Below are 3,740 nucleotides of genomic sequence, written 5' to 3'. Positions count from 1 at the left end.
CGCTGGGACTAACCCTGGCAGGCGTAGTCGCGTACATCCTGCTGGGCGTGGCCGCCCTGCCCTCGCTGGAGTTTCCCGGCGTGGTGGCGTTCGCCCAGATGCCGGGAGCCAGCGCGCAGGTGATGGCCACCACCGTGGCTGCGCCGCTCGAACGCCATCTGGGTCAGATCCCGGGTATCGAGGAAATGGTCTCGCAGTGCACCGAAGGCTCATGCTTCGTGCAGGTGCGCTTCACCATGGACCGGACTGCCGATAAAGCCGCGCGCGACGTGCAGGCAGCGCTCAATGCCGCGGCGGTGGATCTTCCCCCCGGCATGCCGGCCCCACCGAACTATTTCAAGTTCGATACCTCGCAGATCCCCGTGCTGCTGGTGTCCCTGACGTCCACGTCGCTACCGCCCGACAAGCTCTACGACATCACCGACACGCTGCTATCGCCCGCGATCGCCCAGCTGCCCGGCGTCGCCCGCGTGCAGATCTTCGGCGGCACCGCGCACGCCGTTCGGGTGGAGCTGGATACAGCCGCCCTCGCCTCTCAAGGGCTGTCGGCCAACGACGTTTCCCAGGCGCTGCGCGCCGCGAACGTCAGCTCGCCCCAGGGCACGCTTACCGACGGTCGTTCGCAGATGACGGTGTTGGCCAATGATGGCCTGCAGACACCGGAAGATTTTTCCAAGCTGATCATCGCCACCAAGAACCAGACCCCCATCCGCCTGGCGGACGTGGCAAAGATCACCGGTGGCCAGCAGGACGAATACCAGGCCGCGTGGTTCCAGGGCCGCCGCGCCGTGACCATGCAGATCAGCAAGCGCGCCAACGCGAACTCGATCGAAACCGCCCAGTCCATCCGCGACGAGATCCCGAAGTTCAAGCAGTGGCTACCTGCGGATGTGCAGGTCACCCCGATCTTCGATCTCACCCAGACCACGCAAAGCGCCCTTCATGAGGTGAAGATCGCCCTCCTGATCTCCGTCGTCATGGTGATCCTGGTCATGCTGGTGTTCCTGCGCCGGCTGGGCCCGACCCTGATCGCTTCGCTAAGCGTGCCGCTTAGCCTCTCCGGTGCGTTCGTGACGATGTGGGCACTGGGCTACACGCTGAACACGTTGTCGCTGATGGCCCTGGTGCTGTGCATCGGCTTCGTGGTCGACGATGCCATCGTGGTGATCGAGAACATCGTCCGCCACATGGAAAACGGCTCCGACGCGATGACGGCCTCGATGGAAGGCACGCGCGAGATCGGCTTCACGGTGATATCCATCACCCTGTCGCTGGTGGCGGTGTTCGCGCCGCTGCTGTTCGGCAACAACTTGCTGGTGATCCTGCTGCGCGAGTTTTCAGTGACGTTGGCGGCAGCCATCCTTATCTCCGCCGTTATCTCGCTCACGCTTACACCGGCGCTGTGCGCCCGTTACCTCAAGCTCGATCACGATCGCAAGCCTGGCCGGATCGAGCTTGCCCTGGAGCGTTTCGACACCGGCTTCCAGCGCATCTATGCGCGCGGGCTGGATTGGGCCATGCGCCACCGCCGCATCATGCGCTGGCAGCCCTTCCTGCTGCTGCTGGCAACGGTCGGCCTGGGTTTTGCGGTGGTGCAGACTGCCGGTGGCGGTTTCATGCCCGAGGAAGACACCGGGATGCTTCAGGGAAGCATCACCATCGATGCCAACGTGTCGCCGCTGGTGCTGGCCGAGCGGATGAAAGCGCTCGCCCAGATCATGCAGGACGACCCTGCCGTGCTCGACGTCACCACGGTGCTCGGCAGCAATAACCAGAACGGTGCGGTGGGCAACCAGGGTTCGGTTTTCGTCGACCTGAAGCCGCCGGGCAATGGGCCGGGTGAGCGCAAGGACAAGATCCAGGTGGTGATGGATCGCGTGGGCAAGCAATACGAGAAAATCCCCGGCGTGCAGGTGCAGATGCGTCGCATGCAGCTGCTTGGTGGCGGTGGTGGCAGCGGCAACGGTGGCCAGTATTCGTTCCAGTTGATCTCCAACGACGGTACCCCGCTGCAGCCCTGGGTGCTGCGCGTGGTGCAGAAGATGCGCACGACCAAGCCGTTCAAGGACGTCGGCAGCGACCAGGACCAGACCGGCAAGCAGCAGCTGGTGAAGGTTGACCGCGAAGCCGCCGGGCGCCTGAAGATCACCATGGGCGAGATCGATACGTCGCTGTACAACGCCTTCGGCCAGCGCCAGGTGTCAATCATCTATTCCGACATCAACCAGTACTGGGTGGTGCTGACGGCCGCAGCCGCGCAGACGCTTAGCCCCTCGGCGCTGCTGGGCACCTATGTGCACACGCTGGACGGCAAGCTGTTGCCGCTGTCCACGGTGGCGAAGATCGAGGCCACCACCACGCCCAGTGCGGTGTCTCACCAGGACCAGCTCGAAGCCGCGGAGATCACCTACAACCTGGAAACGGGCACCAGCCAGCAAACCGGCAAGTCGCTGGCCGAGTCCATCGTGCGCGCGGCTGGCCTGCCACCAGGCATACACATGGCGTTCAACGGTGAGAACAAGCGCCTGAAGGACCTGCAGTCCAATTCAGGCACGCTGATGCTGGCGTCGATCCTTGCCATGTACATCGTGCTGGGCATCCTTTACGAGAGCCTGGGCCACCCGCTCACCATTATTTCCACCCTGCCCGCCGCCGGCGCCGGTGCGTTCCTGGCCATGCTGGTCACGCAAACGCAGCTCACCCTGATGGCGATCATCGCGGTGCTGCTGTTGATCGGCATCGTGAAGAAGAACGCCATCCTGATGGTGGACTTCGCACTTACCGCACAGCGCGAACGCGGACTGTCGCCGGTTGATGCCATCCGCGAGGCCGCGCTGGTGCGTTTCAGGCCCATCACCATGACCACCCTGGTGGCGATGGGCGCGGCGCTGCCGCTGGCCGTCGGCATAGGCGTGGGCTCGGAGATGCGCCAGCCGCTGGGCATCGCCATCGTCGGCGGCCTGCTGGTGTCGCAGCTGCTTACCTTGCTGTCGACACCTGCGATCTACCTGTTCAACCACGATCGCAAGCTGCTGAAGGCGGCGCGCCGCGAGCGCCGGGATGCGCGCCGGGCGCGGCGTCGCCTGCAGGCGGCCACGCAGAGTTAACCGCCCTACTCCGCCGGCGTGGCCAACGCCGTGGTCGGCGGCTGGGCCAGTGGCGGTGCATTGCCGAGCATGCGAGCCTGGCGCCATCCACCAAAGCGGTAATACGCGATGGCCGCCAGCACCGACACCAGCGACCCTACCGGGAAGCTCCACCAGATGGCATCGGCGCCCCACTTTGGGCTTAAGGCAAGCGCGAACGGATAGCGCACCAGCCATAGCCCCACGGCAAGGATCAGCAGCGGCGCGTACACGGCGCCCGTGGCACGCACCACTCCGAACAACACGAACGTGACACCGAAGAACAGGAACGACCACACCACAATGGCATTGATGTGCTGGCCGATCGCCACCGCGGCGCTGTCCCCATGCAGGAACAGCTGCAGCGCTGTCCGGTTGAACAGGTACACCAGCACTACCAGGGCGCCGCTCATCAGCACGTTGAACGTGACGCCCACCACGGCGATGCGGCTGACACGGTCCCAGCGCTTGGCACCGACATTCTGCGCGACCATCGATGAAACCGCAGCGCCAATGGCCAGTGCCGGCATCTGGATGTAGGTCCAAAGCTGTGCGCCTGCGCCGTAGGCGGCGGCGGTCTGCGATCCGTGAGCGTTCACCAGCGCAATCATCACC

The 3,740-nt window shown here is 64.7% G+C and carries 2 protein-coding genes; one reads left to right on the top strand and one right to left on the bottom strand.

Annotated features, from left to right (window positions below):
- Positions 1-2: 2 nt before the first annotated feature.
- Positions 3-3,107, top strand: coding sequence for an efflux RND transporter permease subunit (locus VK519_RS16840; RefSeq protein WP_324351679.1), 3,105 nt, complete (start codon positions 3-5; stop codon positions 3,105-3,107).
- 5 nt (positions 3,108-3,112) lie between these two features.
- Here VK519_RS16840 and VK519_RS16835 read toward each other — a convergent pair.
- A partial coding sequence (locus VK519_RS16835; protein WP_324351677.1) for an MATE family efflux transporter occupies positions 3,113-3,740 on the bottom strand: 628 nt, incomplete at its 5' end.

Source organism: Pinirhizobacter sp. (assembly GCF_035317885.1).
Lineage (GTDB): Bacteria > Pseudomonadota > Gammaproteobacteria > Xanthomonadales > Rhodanobacteraceae > Pinirhizobacter.
The sequence above is the reverse complement of the archived record's forward strand: the minus strand, read 5'-3'. Positions and strand labels throughout refer to the sequence as shown.